Source organism: Bacteroides sp. CAG:189 (assembly GCF_000432295.1).
Taxonomy (GTDB): domain Bacteria; phylum Bacteroidota; class Bacteroidia; order Bacteroidales; family Bacteroidaceae; genus Bacteroides; species Bacteroides salyersiae.
The window spans coordinates 27975-45849 of the sequence record NZ_HF991057.1; the positions used below are offsets into that span (position 1 = coordinate 27975).

At 40.8% G+C, this 17875-nt stretch carries 6 protein-coding genes and 1 pseudogene; 5 read left to right on the forward strand and 2 right to left on the reverse strand.

Annotated elements, in window-relative coordinates:
* Nucleotides 1-197: 197 nt before the first annotated feature.
* Both QVP90_RS08460 and QVP90_RS08465 read right to left on the reverse strand, forming a co-directional pair.
* Nucleotides 198-782 (reverse strand): hypothetical protein, encoded by a 585-nt coding sequence (locus QVP90_RS08460; RefSeq protein ID WP_005923776.1) that lies wholly within the window; start codon nt 780-782, stop codon nt 198-200.
* Nucleotides 783-785: 3 nt separating this feature from the next.
* A complete protein-coding gene (locus tag QVP90_RS08465; protein ID WP_005923773.1) occupies nt 786-1298 on the reverse strand; it encodes an RNA polymerase sigma factor in 513 nt (170 codons plus the stop codon).
* Between the two features lie 305 nt (nt 1299-1603).
* Between QVP90_RS08465 and QVP90_RS08470 the strand changes: the two genes are divergently transcribed.
* The 5 genes and pseudogenes from QVP90_RS08470 to QVP90_RS08490 form a co-directional block, all read left to right on the forward strand.
* Entirely contained in the window at nt 1604-4855 is a 3252-nt protein-coding gene (locus QVP90_RS08470; RefSeq protein ID WP_021936168.1) for a leucine-rich repeat domain-containing protein, read from the forward strand.
* A gap of 14 nt (nt 4856-4869) precedes the next feature.
* A complete protein-coding gene (locus QVP90_RS08475; protein WP_021936169.1) occupies nt 4870-7485 on the forward strand; it encodes an InlB B-repeat-containing protein in 2616 nt (871 codons plus the stop codon).
* Between the two features lie 8 nt (nt 7486-7493).
* Nucleotides 7494-15950: an InlB B-repeat-containing protein gene (locus tag QVP90_RS08480; protein ID WP_021936170.1), complete on the forward strand. Its 8457-nt coding sequence runs from the start codon at nt 7494-7496 to the stop codon at nt 15948-15950.
* Nucleotides 15951-15985: 35 nt separating this feature from the next.
* Complete coding sequence (locus QVP90_RS08485) at nt 15986-17185, forward strand: Ig-like domain-containing protein (RefSeq protein ID WP_021936171.1); 1200 nt, start codon at nt 15986-15988, stop codon at nt 17183-17185.
* A 384-nt stretch (nt 17186-17569) separates the two neighbouring features.
* Nucleotides 17570-17875, forward strand: a pseudogene (locus QVP90_RS08490) (hypothetical protein); the annotation flags it as partial.

Genomic DNA, 17875 nt, shown 5'->3' on the forward strand with positions numbered 1-17875 from the left:
AACAATAGTATAAAGTCTTCTCCGCTATACTTAACTTGAATAATTTATACGCAGTAGTTAAGTAGTTAACTACTTACTACTTAGCTACTTACTACTGATTATGAATTATTCAGGTTAGAGAGAAGAATATGGTTTAAGGGTCGGTTTTAATAATGCCGATAAAAACTTGTAAGAGGAAAATTTAAACCGGATCCGAGCTAATTATTATCTTTTAATTCTTTTAGCTCTCCGAGATTCTTCTTTATCTCGCGGAGACGCCCCAGATTCTTACGATATATCGAGAGAGGAATGATAATGCCTATTGCCCATATCACGAAAAAGAAAACGATCATTCCGGTGCCGTGTTGCCATACTTCCCGGTAAAAAAAGAAAAATACAGCCATAAACAAAATAAAACCGATACCGATGATCCGTTCACGGATTACCCAACGATGCATACGGTTGAAGCGGGAAATAACAGTAACAAGCGGCTGTTCGTCTATCTTTGTATTGCTGAGATAGCGGGAACTGAATATATCCCATCCTAAAGCCGGTATCAGAGCTATGAGAATAATCTGATAGTAGATATCCGGGAATACACCGTCGTATAACAGGGCCAATATGAATAATGCAATAATTGTCAGAGAGATGATACGTAATCTTTTGTTCAAGCGGCTGATTGCATTGATATTCTTTGTGGCATGGTTGATGAGCTGGGATATGTCTTCATCTTTGACAAGCTTTTTGTCTTTCAAATGTTCATCCAATGCATTCCATGATTTTTTAAGTTCATCCAGTTCCATATCTTATTCCTCCTTCTTCATTTTTTTTAATTTATCTTTAATTCGGCTTAATTTGGTTGCTACGTTTGTTACGGTCAAGCCGGTAATTTCTGATATTTCGTCATAACTTTTGTCCTCGAGATAAAGCAGTATGATGGATTTGTCGAGCTGTCCCAATTGGTTAATCATCCGGTAAAGTTGGCGAAGCATTTCCTGAAGCGGATCGTTCTCTTCGGTCATCCAGTCCCCCTCCCGGTTTAAGGTAACAAACTCCGGCACATTTTTTTCTTTACGAATGAAGCTGATACAGGTATTCAGCGCGATACGATAGATCCATGTTGATATCTTACATTCTCTGCGGAATTTAGGAAAGGCCTTCCATAGATTGAGTACCACGTCTTGATATAGATCGTTGAGGGTAGCCGTAGGGGTGGTGTACAGGTAGCACACTTTATATATCACCCGCTCGTATTCCCGGATAACGGATAGGAATTCCTGCTCTATGCTTTCGTTGACTTGCGTGGCTCTTGAGTCCATTGGTTTTTTCGATTGCTTTTTGGATTATTGGTCGTTACGGAATTAAAAAAATCACAGTGAAAGTGGGTAAAGATAGAAAAGAATTTGTGGATTCACGTCGTTTCCTTATCATATTTCAGCCTATTAGGTAATGATAGAAGATGCTTTTGAAAAAAAATATGTAATATAGTTACTGTTTTTCGAGTGATAGACATTGATTTTATCAGTTTGGGCACTTTTGATAAAAATACCGTTTTTCTAATATTTTAAAACAGTATATCTTTACCTATGCTAATATTATTGTAAATTTTTAAATTTTCAGACATATGAAAGCAAGACTACTTTTTTCTATTTTGTTGTTTTTGTTGGGTGTGGAACTTAATGCTCAAAATGCATTTGGCGATTGGTTGAAACGCCATGAGACTAATCGTAGAGAACAGATAGTGAAGTCAAGGGTAAACCAAGACTTTACAAAGTCTAATTTGGGAAGGTATGGAAGTCTTTTGACGAGAAGTGTTTCGAATAATAAATATTATCCGCCGAAAGTGAATCGGGAATATACCTATTATAATGGTGATGGAACGGTTTCCCGTAAAGATTTTTATTATTTAGAATTTGATTCTTTGGGAAATATATTGTTGGAAGAACAGGGTGATGTTTATAGGAAAATGTGTAGTTATGGTGGAGTACAGGGAAAGATGAAATTAAGTGAGATTACTTATCAATGGAATGGAAAAGAGTGGGTGGAATATTCAACTAATTCGTCTTTTACTACTATTTTGGATGAAAATGGCATTCGTACCGGAATTGATAGCCGCATCGTTCAGGAGGCCACTTTTAATGAAAAAGGATACCTGACTTGGATTTACGAGTCATACGGCAGTAATGATAGGGCTAAAGTTAAAATCAGTTGGAAAGACGATTTTCCGTCTGAATTTTATTTGGTATCTTATGGAGACAGCCTGTCACTTACGAACATCGTGCCTATGTATGAGACGGAAAAATTGAATCCTTATTTATGTTTTTCCGATGACTGGGACGAATATTTCTTTGACAATGACGGAGATGATTTTTCTCTTTTCAATGCTGATATAGTAATAGGTAGCGAAGCGGATGAAGACGGTACGGTTGTCCTTATGAAAGGACATGTGGTATCTGAATATGATGCTGAAAAAGATCGATATACCCGTACGATAAAAGTGATTGTGGGAGAACAGGAATTAGAAGTTCCAATGCTTGTTGAAACGAAAACTTACTTGGATGATAATGGCAGTTTTTCGTATACCTATGCTAATGTTTTGGATGATTGGACATTTACGACAACTAAAATATTCAATGAAAAAGGGGATATAATCAGATATGAATCGAAAGAGATTGATGGGGATTATATTTATTCGAGTATATATACATACGATCGTACATACGACGAAAATGGACTTCCGTTGAAAACTGTTTTTGAGCGAAGAGACGATAAGGAAATATTGCAAGAATCGTATGTGGAAACATATGGTGATAGAATCATACCCGATACTTCCTTAGAGGTGGAGGTGGATATGCCGGGAACGCTGCACGAAAAAGTATGGGCTTCGTCTATGGAATCTGATAAAATTACAAAATTGACGGTAACCGGTCCATTGAATGAAGAAGACCTTCGATTTATAAATAGTGACATGTGGAAACTGGAGTCGCTGAACTTGAAACATGCCAGATTGGATTATATCTCTAATAGCTCATTTGGTTGGAATGACCATTTGCTCTCGGTCGTTCTGCCGGAAGGGTTAAAATGTATATTCGATGATGCTTTTGCATACTGTTCCAATTTGCAGGAAATAGAATTACCGTCTTCTTTAAATTACTTATCCAATAATGCGTTCGCCGGATGTTGGCAGTTGCAACAGATTACTTGTCATATGCCGGCTCCGTTAGATATGGAAATTTACAATGATCCTTTTAGGGATTTGGATAAGGGTATGTGTCATCTGAGAGTACCTGGATTTTCGGTCCGCGACTATGCCGAACATACTTATTGGAGAGAATTTCCAAATATGGAATCTCTGGAAGAAGTACAGGAATCAATGACGCTTAACGGTTCTTTGCATGTGGATAGAAGTCTACTTGAACCGGTTACTGATTTAACATTGGGATATGGAAGTTCTTTGACATTGGATGGCAGTGGTACTTTCTCTCTGAATTCGTTAGTTATGCAGCAAGGCGACAGTAACCTGCGTGAATGGTTCTATGATTCTTATCATGGATATCCTGTCGAGGGGCGACCGCTTGCTTCATCTGCCATTGTGACTAATTGTGATGTTACGGTCGCTGATATGGAAATAAAATATGCATGTAGAGCTGGCAATTGGTATTTCTTATCTTTCCCGTTTGATGTGGATATGTCCGCTATCACGGTTGAAAAAATAGATACCACTTTAGTGGGTTCTATCGGTTATGTATTCCGATATTATGACGGTGCGGAACGTGCCTTGAATGGAACTGGGCAAAGCTGGAAAGATGTGACGGAGGGTGTACTACATGCCGGACAAGGTTATATTTTCCAGGCGAGCATGGAGGTGTACCTGACTGTAAGAGGAGATACGGATAGTGGAATGCAGATGTTGACTCCTGCTTCGAAAGAAATACCTGTTAGTGAGAATATTTCAAACTACGCTTCCAATCAGGGTTGGAACTTGATCGGTAATCCGTATCCCTGCTATTATAATATGAACGGTATCGATTTTAAATCTCCCATTACGGTATGGAACAAGGATTCATGGACCTATGACGCTTATTCCATACTGGATGCGGATGAATATGTCTTTGCACCGATGGAAGCTTTCTTCGTGCAGGTTCCTCAAGGAACGGAGACGATTCATTTTATGCCGGAACAGCGTCTTGCTAAGGCGGCGTTGGTCGATGGAAAATGGACTACACGTTCAATGAGGAGTGTTTCCGGTTCCCGCAGTTTGATTAATTTGCGTTTGACCGACGGCACATATGCTGATAAAACTCGTATCGCATTTGTTTCGAATGCTTCTGCGGGATATGATATGCAGGAGGATGCTGCTAAGTTCATGAGTCCAGTGGCCGCAGTGCCGCAACTTTACACACTGGATAATACACGTTTGCAATATGCTATTAATGCACGGCCTTTTATCGAAGGTGGGTCTGTCCGGTTGGGATATTATGCCGGTAGTGCCGGAGAATATACTCTTTATGCGGATAAGGCCGATGTCGATGCATGGCTGTACGATGCAGTAACCGATCGTACGGTAGCGCTGTCTGCCGAAGGTTATCGTTTTTCATCCGAAGCCGGTAACTTTGACAATCGTTTTGTTCTACGTTTCGGTGCAGCTCCGACGTCGGTGAAAGAAGAACGGTCGGATGTTGCTTGTGAAGTAACGTCTGCTGACGGGGGGATACTTGTTAAAGGGCAAGCTGGAGAGAAGGTGGAGGTTTATACAGTGGCCGGAGTGAAGATAGCCGAGCTTCCGGTTGAAGAAACGGGTACATTTGTTCCTCTGACTAAAGGCGTTTATGTGATAAAAGCTGGTAATTCTATCAGTAAATCAGTGGTTTATTAATAAAATAATTCATTATGAAACGACTGAAATATATCCTCCTTGTGGGGTTACTGTTGAGTAACCTCACTGCTTGGGGGCAATACGACCCTCCCAATCCTCCCGAACCGGCAGGAAGTTTGCGTATCTCTCTGGTGGCCGAACCGGCAGAAGCCGGATACTTCAATTGTGAGAAGGAAATGGCGGTAACCGAAGGGGAATCTTATTATTTATATGCTTATTCCAAAGGTGATTATCGTTTTGTAGCATGGGAACAAGACGGTAAGGTCATTTCTATTTCCCCCGGCTTTAATTATCTTATGGGGAGTACGGATGTTACTTTGACGGCTCGCTTTGTGTATAGTCCTCCCAATCCTCCCGAACCGGTTATCCGGCATCAGCTCTTTTTAGAGTCCGATCCGGTAGGGGCCGGCAGTTTTAATTGGAGTAGCGGCAGCACATTTGCAGAAGGCGAACAGCTGTATTTACGAGCATATGGAAATAATGGATATAAGTTGGCTTATTGGTATCGTATAGAAGGCGCCGATACGTTGAAGCTCTCCACCAATGCGTCTTTGGATTTCACGATGGGGAAGGAAGATGTGGCCTTGAAAGCGAAATTCGTGTTCGATCCTTACAATCCCGGTGAACCCAGTACGCCGGATGAAAAGTATTATTATATTCAAGGGTATTCTACTTCTGTAGAGCAGGGCGGCACGGTCGATTTTCCGGTTTATCTGGTTAATTCGGGAAATGTCTCCGGCTTGGCCTTTGATCTCATACCGGATAATAACATTGTGATCGATAAAGAAAAGGTGACGTTAGGTAACCGTTGCAATACACATACATTGCAGATCACAGAGAATGAAGAGGGGAACTCTTGGCACTTTGTCATTTCCGGTGAACAGAACATACAAGGAACTTCGGGAGCAATACTGAATATTCCTTTGACGGTTTCTTCGGAAGTGAAGCCCGGATATTACAATATACAGTTTGCCAATGCTGTCGTAAAGTTACCGAATGGCATTGAAAAAGTGCTTACTACCTATGACGCCGAACTGTATGTGAACTTGGCATCCAAAAAAATGGGAGCGGAGGATTATGCCGCCTTGTGCGACATGTATAATGAAATGAAAGGAACAAATTGGTCTGTCTCTTGGGATATTAGCAGTGATATGATTGATGGAAGTAATTGGCGAGGGGTGACTTTTACAGATAATCATGTATCTGCTATTGAGCTGAGTGCCTGTAGAGTAAGTGGGTCTATTCCTTCTTCTGTATTGGCGTTGCCTACATTGGAAAAACTTAATTTAAGTAGTAATGCTTTAGATTGGAATGTAAAAGAGTTGGCTGAAATCCTTGCCAAGCATTCCATCCGGCCAATCTTGTCTGAACTTATATTGAACGGCAATCAGCTTAAAGGAGATGTTTCTGTCTTGGCTAATGCCTTTCCTGCTTTGAAAACGCTGAAATTGCAGAATAATTGTTTCTCTGAACTTTCAGCCCCTCTGTCGGATGAAATTGAAAACTTGAATATACGTTATCAGCAGGTACCGGTAGAAGAAATCCCTGAAATACGGTTAGCCGTAAAGACGAATTTATATTTGCCGACTATTTTCACGTATTCTCATTCTACGAAGAGCTATAAACCTGTCTCCTCCTTAGGTCTTTCTTTAAATCAATCGGGGGTTACCACTACTGCCACTCTGTACAACAAAACCGAATATTATGAAATGAGTTGGTCGGATTGGAGAGCGGCATCCGGAAGTCAATTCTTATTAGAATCTCGTAATAATGATGCGACTGGAAGTACTCTTCCGGTGATTGTGTTTTTCGATAAGGGAGATGTAAATGCGGATTCGGCAATTGATGTATTAGATGTGCAGGGCACGTTGAACTACATTGTGAACGGTAGCTCTTACTTGTTTGTATATGCGGCTGCGGATGTTTATGAAGATTCAAAACTTACTGTTCAGGATATAGTGTTGCTTGTCGATCTTGTGTTAGGGACTCCTGTGCTTGAAACGGCTTCTGTGGTTGCGATGTCGTCATTTGCCCGCTCGCAGATGCTTTCTTCTGTGCGCATCTGCATAGAAGATGGAAAACTGGTGATGTATAGTGACGGTGAGGTTGCCGCGGCCGACATTGTGTTGAGTGGTTGCCGCCCGTCTCAGTTGCGTATGTTACTGAATGTAAGTCAGTACCAAACGGCGATGAAAGAGAAAGACGATGCAGTGCGCCTTATTGTTTACTCTATAGCGGGAGAGACGATACCGGCAGGGCGTACGGTTCTTGCCGAACTCTCGTCGCAAGAGGCGGCTGTAGCCTATGCCGATCTGGCCGATAAGGATGCTCGACGTATCTCTGCAGTAGTTTCTCCGACGAGTGTTCATGCGGATATTTCTGAAAAGGTTTCAATCTACAATGTTAATAATCATGTTTGTGTGACATTGCCGCTCGGCGTAGAACGTATGACGGTTGATGCGATTGGCATGGACGGTTGTCCGGTTGGCAAGAAGGTCTTTGAAACTCCTGCCGCAGGCGCTTTGCAGGTAATGTCGGATTTTGTTCCCGGTATTTATCTGATAAGGTTACAGTTGGAGACAAGCGAGGGGATAACGTATAAGAGTCAAAAAGTAGTCATTTCAAAATAAGATGAATTATGAAGTGTAAAATGGTTTTCATGCTGCTGTGGGGGATGTTGCTCTCCTCCTTGTCGATGGGAGCACAGCAGGTGACAAATAAATTATATATACCGGAAGTGGAATGCGGACGAGGGAAAACGATTAATGTGGCTGTGGCATTGAATAATGACAGCGAAATTGTTGCTTTACAGTTTAAGTTACGGCGTCCTGATTATAGTACGTTGGTCCGTGATTCTTGGGAACTGACGGATCGGAAATCGGATCATGTATTGTCTGTGAGCGGATCGGGTAAGGAATATTTGTTTGTAATCTATTCTCCGACAAATTCTCCTTTGAGAGGAAATTCCGGAAATATTATAAATTTCTCAATGAAAGTTCCGGAAAGTTGGGAGGTTGGAAGCAGGTATCCTTTCACAATGACAGAACCTATTTTAAGTATTCGTAACGGGGATAATGTGCTGACTTCTTCTGATCCGGGAGCATTATTAGTGATTGAAGATCCGCGTCCGGACGTAGCAGTCTCTGCGGTAAAAGTAGACAAGACATCTTACACTCCCGGCGATAAGATTTCGGTTTCTTGGTTGGTAATCAATGAAGGAGACAAGGAAACGGGTGATGGTTGGAGTGAGCAGGTCTCTTTGGTGGCTGATAATGGCGAAGAGGTTTATTTAGGCAAAGTATATTATGAGTCTGTCTTAGGGATTGGTGGAAGCGTGAGTCGGCAGGCTGAGTTTGCTCTTTCGGAACCATTGGGCATTGAAGGATCGGTGAAAGCTAAAGTCAAGTTGATTCCCGGAGCAAATTTAGGGGAGTTAGCCGCTGCAATAGGTAACAATACGGCTCAGTCGGAAACTGTCTGCGATATTACTAAGAAATTACGGGTAGAATTACCGTCGGCAGCTATTGAGGAAAATAATACTTCATTAATTCGCTGTAAACTATATCGGAGTGGCAGTTGGGCGAATGAACAGGTTTTCAGTCTTCGTGCGGATAAGCCGGAACGTTTGAATGTACCGGAATCGGTAACGATACCGGCAGGGCAGTCCGGTGGGACTTTTTATATTCGTGCAATAGATAATGAAGTGCTGGATGTGGATTCGATTGTAACGATAACAATTGCAGGAAACGGATATGAAGCTATAACGGGAGAAGTTGGCATTTTAGACAATGAACTACCGACTTTGACCCTAACAACATCTAAAACAGAACTTACAGAAGGCGAAAGTTTTACGTTAACTGTTGAGCGGGAATTAGTGAAGGATACTCCTTTAACGGTATATCTTACCTGTGACCATCAGTCACGTTTTTCATTTCTTAACCAAATTGTAATTCCGGCTGGAGAGAAGAGTGTATCGGTGAGTGTAAAAGCAATAGATGATGATTTGCCGGATGTGACTATCTCGGCAGAGTTTGTGGTTACGGCTGCCCGGCATATAAACAGCAAATGCTTGGTACTTCTCAATGATAACGATTTGCCGGAGCTCTCACTGACTATTACTCCGGAAACAGTAAGTGAAGCAGCCGGTCCTTTGGCGGTAATGGCGGTTCTTCGGCGTTTAAGCCATACAGACAATACAATAACAGTGAAACTATCGGACAATTCGGATGGACGTATTTATTACTCGTCTTCCACATTGACTTTAGCATCCGGAGTAACGGAAGCGGCTTTTACAATTGGTGTGGTTGATAATTCTTTGGTAGAGGAAGAACAAGTGATTGATATAACCGCAGCTATTTACCTGTCTTCTTGTAATTGTTCGGCTACGGGTACAACAGGTGGTGCAGTTCATGCAACATTGAAGCTGCTTGATGATGATGGGCCGACTTTGAAAATATCTTCATCGCAAGCTATGTTGCCGGAGGGTAAAGAGCATGCTGCAGTTTTAACAGTCACTCGTAATACTTCTACAGAACAGGCGTTAACGATTAAATTATCCAGCGATCATGATGAGGAGCTGATATACGAATCGTCTGTAACTATTCCGGCCGGCCAACGCTCTGTCGACATTCCGGTTTCAGTGAAGGCAAATGAAGTGACCGAAGGGAATCGAACAGTGAGTTTTACTGTTGCAGCAGACGGATTTACTCAAGGGACCTGCTGGGTGATGGTCACAGATCAGACTTTACCGGATGCGGTAGTCAGTATGTCGGATTTGTCTGTTTCTGAGATCGAGATGGGGGAGAAGATTGATATTTCTGTGGAAGTAATGAATACAGGTGTTGTTCCTTTGCCCTATCCATTAATCGTAAATCTGTATTTAGATAATGCCTCCACGCTATTAGGGAGCTTTCGTACAACAAAAAAGATAGCTGTTGGAGAGAGTGAAGTTCTGAGTACGACTGTCACTCTACCGGAGATAATAGGAGAACATGTTATTTATGCAGTAGCCAATGAAGATCATTTAATAACCGAGTTGCTTTCTTTAAATAATACCTCAGAGAAAAAAACAATAAAATTATTGCCTCGGTATACTGTATCTGCAGCAGTGGATAAACAACTGTATAATCAAGGAGAGTCTGTTTTGATAACGGGTACGGTATCTGGCAAGCAGGTAGCGAATGTTCCAGTTGAAGTTTATTTGATTAATTCTAATATCCGTCAGACGCTTTCTGCTGTGACAGATGAGAAAGGAAAATATCAGGTAACATTTAAGCCGTATGCTCTTCAATCTGGTCATTTTATTGTGGGAGCATGTTATCCTGGAGAAAAATTATCGATCGAACAGACCACTTTTGATATTTATGGACTGAAACGAGTCTCTTCAAACTATCTAAAATGTGAGATAACCGAAGGAGAAACATTTGACGGAGAGGTCTCAATCACAAATCCGGGTGTCTTGACCTTGAATAACTTGACGGTTGATGTACTTTCAGCACCGGAAAACTGCACTGTCTCTTTTTCTAAGCAAGACAGGATATGTGGAGATGAGACCGTTTCTTTGGCGTACCGTATTATAGGTAATAAACCCTCAGAAGGATCTCAATGGGAAAAAATCAAGGCCCGTGTCTCTTCTGTAGAAGGGGTCACTTTGGACTTTGATATTTATTACTTCTGCCGTTCCCTGAAAGGGCAATTGGAAGCTGATATTTCGTCTATAAAAACAACGATGACGAAAGGGACTTCACGTGATTATTCGTTTACAATAGCGAATAGAGGTAAGGGAGAAACTGGGGCTATCGTACTGGCCCTTCCTCCGGTAGATTGGATAAAAGCGGTTACTCCTTTGGAGATGCCTTCATTGAAGTATGGAGAGTCTACCACTGTGATTCTCCGGCTGACCCCAACGGAAGATTTGCCGTTGAATAGACCGCTAACTGGTCAAATTGCTGTCAATTGTGCTAATGGCAATGGTATCTCAATGAATTATAGTTGTACCCCGGTTTCTGAATCAACCGGAAAATTAGTGGTAGATGTATGTGATGAGTATACTTATTATACTTCTGAAGCACCACATCTGGCTGGTGCTAAAGTGGCTATCATGAATTCGGCAACGGATGCGCTTGTCATGCAAGGAACTACTGACGAGAACGGACTTTATATCGTGGAAAGCCTGCCTGAAGGGTATTATAAACTGATGGTTAGTGCAGATAAGCACGATGTTTATACAAACAACATTCTGGTTGATCCGGGAAAAGAGAATCGTAAAACGATAAATCTTAGTTTTCAGGCTATTACGATAGACTGGCAGGTGGAGGAGACAACGGTTAACGATGAGTATGAAATTGTTACAACAGTGAAGTATGAGACGAATGTTCCTGTGCCTGTTGTTGAAGTGATAATGCCGGATAGCCTTCCAGTACAAGAACTTATTGATAAAGGGATATATATGTTCAATGCGGTACTTACTAATAAAGGTTTGATAACGGCGCAAGATGTACATATTGACATTCCTGAATCGGATGTATGGACTTGTGAATTATTGGTAAAAGAAGATTTTAATCTTCTTCCGTCTGAATCCGTTGTTGTCCCGGTTCGGGTAAGACTTAAAGATGATGTGGAATCGGCTCCTCAAAGATCGGTAAACCGTATGAAAATTGCAATAAAAGATTTTCCTTGTCATATGAAGACTTATACAATTGTATATTGGGATTGTGGTAATGATAGAAAATGGCATCAATATGAGAAATCTATAAAATTACCTCACTGTAATGTTCCTTCATATCCTTCAACTTCATCGGGAGGTGGAGATGGTGGCGGTTGGGGTTGGATTGGTGCTTCTGGCGGTCTTGGTGGAAGCGGTGGTGGAAGTACTTATGTTCCTTCATCCAATAATGATCCTGCTCCCTCGATTGTTGACAAAGGATGTGAACCGTGTCAGAATGGAATGATTATCGCAGGAGTGAAATGTGTTTCACATTTTGTTCCTGTTACAGAAGCTGTTAATAAAATCGTGGAAAGTTATGAATTGATAGATTCATTTTTACCGGATGAAGGCGAGGATTTTGAGTTTGATATTGATCTTGATGCAGCTGTAAGGGATGAGATGATTAATAAGATGAAAGAAGCTTTGGCAAAGTTTGATTGGGCTAAATTACTGATGAAAGCTCATGAACAAGCTTCAGAATGTATTAGTGGGATAAAAAGTGATGATAAGGATGTAGTAGAAAAAGTATTAGGTTGTAGTAAAGCTATGGAAGATTTTTTAGACGCAGCTTTAGAGGATGAGTTTAAGCGATTATTACCGGAACCTTATAGAAAGCACATGAAGAAAATGTTGAAAGTAACTAAAAAGTTGACTTCTTTTATTACGAAGTTAGTTCCGGTTATAAAATGCGTTGACGATTTTATTCATGCTTGTGATCATTTGGATCATCCGGCAAATAGAGCTATGGCGACAACAAAGTCTTCGATCCCCTCTTATATAGAAGATTTTCAAGGTAAGATGATATTGGCACAGGGTGTTTATGAGGCAATGAATACGATTCATAGCGAAATATTCGGAGACATAGATGCTTGGAATGATATAACTATGGAAGAATACGATAAATTGTTTAGTCATTTGAATGGTGTTGCTACAGCTGATGAGTTGATAGGGTATAAGCCGGATTGTGTTACGGAGGAACAGTTCCGTTCTTTTGTGGATAGATGGAACAATACCTTGTCGGAAGATGCTACTTCTGAGAATGTAATATCTATACAAAAAATAATAGATACTAATAATATCATTTATAATGCCACGGCAAAAGCAAAAAAATGGGGATATGTTTCCATGACTGATTGTGTAGAACAGGAGGTAAAGAATGTTATGGATAGAGCTGAAGGTGGAAGTGGTTCTGTTTGTTCCACTATTACTCTTCAATTCTCACAGACTATGACCATGACACGTCAGGCATTTCGCGGTACATTAACTGTATTCAATGGACATCAGACAACCGCAATGACCGGTGTCAAACTAAATTTGGAGGTAAAGAACTCTGATGGTGGATTGGTCACCAGTCATGAGTTTCAGATTAATAATGAGAACTTGGATAATTTTAAAGGAGAGCTGGAAGGAAATTGGACATTAGAAGCCCAGCAGACCGGTAAGGCTACTATTCTGTTCATACCAACGAAGTATGCTGCTCCTACTGATGCGGAAAGTTATTCATTTGGCGGTACACTTTCTTATATTGATCCGTTTACGGGATTGGAAGTAACGCGAAATCTATTTCCTGTGACGATGACGGTAAAGCCTTCTCCGAATTTGGAATTGACTTATTTTATGCAACGTGATATTTTAGGAGACGATCCATTGACAAAAGATATTGTGGAACCGATGGTGCCGGCCGAGTTCTCGTTACTGATACGTAATGTGGGGGCTGGTGACGGAACGAATATTAATATGGTAACCAATCAACCGGAAGTCGTTGCTAATGAGAAAGGGCTTTTGATTGACTTTAATCTGATCGGGCAACAATTAAATGGAGGAGATTTTGGAAGTGTTGCTTTGGGTAAAAGTGCAGTAACGAAGTTTGGGGATATTTCTGCTGGAAAAACAGCTTATGCGCAATGGTGGTTTACGAGTTCTTTGTTAGGGCATTTTACAGAATATGATGTTCAGGCAACCCATGTGACAAGTTATGGAAATCCGGATTTGAGTTTGTTGGATACTGTTTCTATTCATGAATTGATTCGGAGTATCAAGATACCTCAAGATAATCACTCTTTCTTGACAGGTTTCTTGACCAATGATATTGCTGATGCGGAAGATCTGCCGGATATGCTGTATCTTTCGGATGGTACTGTGGAGAACGTATCGATTGTTTCTGATGTACAATGTGCAAAAAAGGAGAATAATCAGTACATACTGACGGTACTATCAGGAAATACCGGATGGAATTACGGGGTGATTAGTGATCCTACGAACGGCCGTCAGAATTTGATAAGTGTAACGCGATTGGGTGATAATACTGCAATAGAGTTAAGAAATTTCTGGCAAACTGATCGTACTTTACGAGACGGGAAGGATCCGTTATATGAAAACCGAATTCATTTTGTGGATCGGTTGGTAGGAGTTAGCGAACAGTACTTGCTTACATTTGAAGAAAGACCGGAAGTGACTTTGGAAGTTGAATCATTCATTGGGATACCTGAAGCCGGAACGTATGTATCCAAACCGTTGACAGATGTCAAGGTACGTTTTAATAAGCCGGTAATTGCTTCTACCTTTACTACAGATGATATGACGTTGACTTGTCAGGGACGCATGATAGAAAATATGGATGCTGTTACCATCACGAAGATCAATGATCGGGAATTTGCTTTGGGATTGTCGGCAGTTACGTTGAAGGACGGTTATTACGTGCTGACGGTACAAACAGCAGAGATTACTGATACCGAAAATTATTGTGGACAAACCGGTAAAAACGCCGGATGGGTGCAATATATGGATGGTACAATTCCGTTAACTATTAAAGTTCAGCCAGAAAACGCCGGAACGACTTCTCTACTATCCGGGCGTTATGATTATAATTCCGTACTGAATGTGTCGGCTACTCCAAAAGAGGGATATCGTTTTGTAAACTGGAGTATGGCCGGAGAGGAATTATCGACGGAACCGGAATATGAATTTACTTTATCAACAGAGGGTGTATTGGTTGCTAATTTTAAATTGAAATCTTACAATCTTATTTTGAATTACGATCAGAATGGAGGTATGGTGGTAGGATCTGGTACCGGTGTATACGATCATGGTACGATTTTGAACTTGACTGCTACGCCTGTTTTGGGTTATACTTTTGATGGATGGAAAATTTCAGGGAGTCCATGTTCCACAGAAGAAACGTTACAAATAACCGTGTTGGAAGACTTGAATATAGAAGCGGTATTTACTAAAATCCCTAATGCCGTAACGGTCTCTTATGAGTTTCCTACCGGTTGGAATTGGTTCTCAATCAATGTGAAAGACGAGAATCTGAATAATCCCGTCGCGTTGTTGGAACCTATAAAGCAATCTGTCGTCTCTGTCTTGGGGCAGGAGGAAGATTTGGTTTACGATAATCAATACGGCCTATACGGTTCGCTGACAGCTTTCAAACCGGATAGGGGGTATAAGGTACGCGTAAAAGAGGATGTTGATTTTTCATTGAAGGGGATTCCTTTCGCGGAGAATGAAGTGACTATAACCCTGAATAAAGGTTGGAATTGGATGGGGTATACTCCGAATATGGAAATGTCCGTCAATGCTGCATTATGCAATTTGATGGCCGAAGAGGGCGACATTGTGATGGCACAGGATCAGTTTGCCACTTATGATGGTGCAGCTTGGAAGGGCAGTCTTTCTGTTCTTGCTCCGGGTAATGCCTATCTATATTATTCCGGTTCGGTGAAATCCTTTAATTATCCGACGGGAAGTAGCAAGATGGCTATTCCTATGCTTTCCTATCGTGCATCAGAAAGTTATTATTTTGCGAAATGGCAGTACGACAAGCGTAAATATGCCGATAATATGGGAGTTATCTCCCGGCTTTACAGCAGTAGCGGGCAAGAATTGCCCGCCGGTCAATTCCTGATTGGTGCGTTTACCGGTGAAGAGTGTCGTGGCATGTCGTCAGAGGCGGATGGTTATCAGTTCGTCACTGTGCACGGTGAGCAGACGAACGAAAAGGTGACGTTCCGTGCCTATAACACGCTGACGGGTGAGGAGTTCGATATAAAAGAGACAATCTGTTTTAGCGCTAATGTGGTTGGGAATCTGACTAATCCGTTTATACTCCATTTGGGGTCGGCAACCGGTCTTGATAAAAACGGTAGTAGTTTGTTGATCTATCCTAATCCGGTGAAAGATCGTCTGTTTATCCGGACTGATTTGCAGAATGTGAAGGAAATACGCATTATTGATATGAAAGGAAGTGTATTACTGACTACTGACACCTTGCCGTTGGGAGTAGGACTGGATGTGACTTCGTTAACGGAAGGTATCTATTTTATTACAATTCAGACGGATACGGATCTCATTCGGCAGAAGTTTGTGAAATCGAATCGTGCAAAGTAGTAAGTAAAGGATGAACTTTTTTAATGGAAAAGAGTATGAAAGATCAAAAAATATATGTATTACTTTTTAGTTTGTTGTTTGTACCTCTTGTTTGGGGTGCAGGCAGCAGTGCTTCCCATTGGACATTCGATCCGGCTGAATATGCGTATGATATGAATGTTCATGCGGCATTGACATTTAATGGTATGGATGTGGAAGATTATGCAACATTTGAAGTTGCCGCTTTTTGTGGAAATGAATGCTGTGGAATCGCTAAAGCTACTGTATCACAGGGCAAGAAGTATTATGAACTCCGGGTGCATAGCAAGAAGTCTCAAGGTGATAATATAACTTTTAAATGCTATAATCAAGCTACGGGTCGGGAGTTAATGGTGGCAGAATCATTATTATTTGATGGTGAACAACATGGTACATTGAGTCATTTGTTTCAATTGACTGCTACACAACCTGTGACAGGAATCAGTCTTGATAAAACGTCAGTGACGCTGAATACTACCGATACATATACACTTATTGCCAATGTCGATCCTATCGATGCAAGTAATAAGTCTGTCATTTGGAGTAGTAGTGATGCTGCCATTGCTACTGTCGATGAAAATGGTGTCGTTATAGGTATGAAAGCCGGTACGGCTACAATCACGGCTACTACTGTTGATGGTAATTTTACTGCTACTTGTCAGGTAATAGTTAAACCGATTTTAGTGGCGTCGGTAAAAATAACCTGTGAAGAAGATCAACTTTTGCTGACCCCGAATCAGCAAACTCTTCATTTTTCCGCATCTGTTTTACCGGAGAATGCTACGGACAAAGATTTAGTTTGGAGCATAGAAAGTGGTGATGATTTGGCGACAATAACCCAGAACGGGGTACTTCAAGCCATTGACGGAGTGAAAAAAGATGGAGAAGTTGTTGTTCGTGCTACTGCTGTAGATCAGTCTAATGCATATGATGAAGTAACGGTTTCGCTTCAGGGGTTTGCGACCGGAATACAATCCTTTGATCAACAAGTGATTTTTATATCTTCTCCTGTAGCCGACCGTTTATATATTCGGGGCGATTTTGATCGTCTGAAACATATTTCGATTATTGATTCTTCCGGGCGGATATATGTTCAAGTGGAGCAGTTGATTTCGGGAGAAAGTATAGATGTATCTCCACTTTCAAGAGGAATCTATTATGTGGTGATGGAAAAAAATATGAATTGGATTTTGCAGAAATTTATTAAAATGAAGTAATGTTTTATCTTTGATTAGAGTTGACATAAGGCTTTATTTTTCATACTATGGAAAAATAAGGCCTTTGCTCTTTTTCATTTGCATCAATGTGCTCTCTCTTTGTTGTGAGCATAAAGTCTTAAATAGAATTGTCACTTGAGAGAAAATTGACTATTATATTGATTTTGTATTATTTTACTGTGATTTTTTTTACCCTGTTAGTTCCTTTTTTTGTCTTGATATCCTCGCTTGGATCGTGTTGGATAAGAAAAAGGAAAAGGCTGTTTGCTAATTACGTTTTTTATGACTCAATTTACAGTTGATAACACGATGCTGACATGTTGTTTTAAGGCGAATTCGAAAAGCCTGTAATAGAGTAGAGAAATTAAAAAAACAGGAGAAAATATGAAAAAGTTGATATGTAGAAGACGGGCATATAAATATTGTTCATTGATATTGTTAAATTTAGTTTTTGGATGTTGTATTTCTTGTAGTACGGATGATGATGATAATGGCTATGATAATGATGGTGGTTCATCGGGGGGGCATACAGAATCTCCGACCCCTTCTAAAAAATCAAAGCCAACTATTTCCACTGTTGCTGCTACTACTGATATGACAGAATTTAATATTATTTTTAAAGTTAAAGCAAATGACGATGAAGATAATGTTAGCGTTACATTGTATTATGGTTCTTCTGAATCATCGATG

Excerpts from the sequence above, each read along its gene's own strand:
- QVP90_RS08475 (WP_021936169.1), top strand. The coding sequence starts at position 4,870 with ATGAAACGACTGAAATATATCCTCCTTGTGGGGTTACTGTTGAGTAAC.
- QVP90_RS08470 (WP_021936168.1), top strand. The coding sequence starts at position 1,604 with ATGAAAGCAAGACTACTTTTTTCTATTTTGTTGTTTTTGTTGGGTGTG.
- QVP90_RS08480 (WP_021936170.1), top strand. The coding sequence starts at position 7,494 with ATGAAGTGTAAAATGGTTTTCATGCTGCTGTGGGGGATGTTGCTCTCC.
- QVP90_RS08460 (WP_005923776.1), bottom strand. The coding sequence starts at position 782 with ATGGAACTGGATGAACTTAAAAAATCATGGAATGCATTGGATGAACAT.
- QVP90_RS08485 (WP_021936171.1), top strand. The coding sequence starts at position 15,986 with ATGAAAGATCAAAAAATATATGTATTACTTTTTAGTTTGTTGTTTGTA.
- QVP90_RS08465 (WP_005923773.1), bottom strand. The coding sequence starts at position 1,298 with ATGGACTCAAGAGCCACGCAAGTCAACGAAAGCATAGAGCAGGAATTC.